This is a genomic window from Marichromatium sp. AB32, from assembly GCF_003718675.1.
Classification (GTDB): domain Bacteria; phylum Pseudomonadota; class Gammaproteobacteria; order Chromatiales; family Chromatiaceae; genus Marichromatium; species Marichromatium gracile.
Genome location: NZ_RHFJ01000147.1, coordinates 1 through 416 on the forward strand (window position 1 = coordinate 1; position 416 = coordinate 416).

1 protein-coding gene is annotated in these 416 nt (G+C 66.1%); it reads left to right on the top strand.

Annotation, left to right across the window (positions count from 1 at the left end):
- Window positions 1-170: 170 nt before the first annotated feature.
- On the top strand, window positions 171-416 hold a 246-nt coding region (locus EBL85_RS16915; protein WP_148040594.1), incomplete at its 3' end, for an IS3 family transposase.

Here is a 416-nt window from a genome sequence, read left to right on the forward strand (position 1 = left end):
TACGGGGGGATGGAGGCTTCGGACCTGAAGCGGCTGCGCGCGCTGGAGGAGGAGAATCGCCGGCTCAAGCACATGTACGCGGATCTGAGCCTGGATCACAAGATCCTGAAGGAGATCGTCGAAAAAAAGCTCTGAGCGCCAGGGCGCGGCGCGCCCTGGCGGGTGAGTCCATGGCCGAGGGTGTGAGCAAGCGGCGCGTCTGTCGACTGCTCGGGCTGAGTCGCTCGGTGTTCGACTATCACGCCCGCCCGCGTGACGACGGGCCGCTGATCAAGGCGCTGAGCACGCTGGCCGAGCGCTATCCATCCGCCGGGTTCCGCAAACTCTATGTGCGGCTGCGCCGCGCCGGACATCCCTGGAACCACAAGCGGGTCTGGCGGGTGTATTGCGCGCTCAAGCTCAATCTGCGGCGTCGG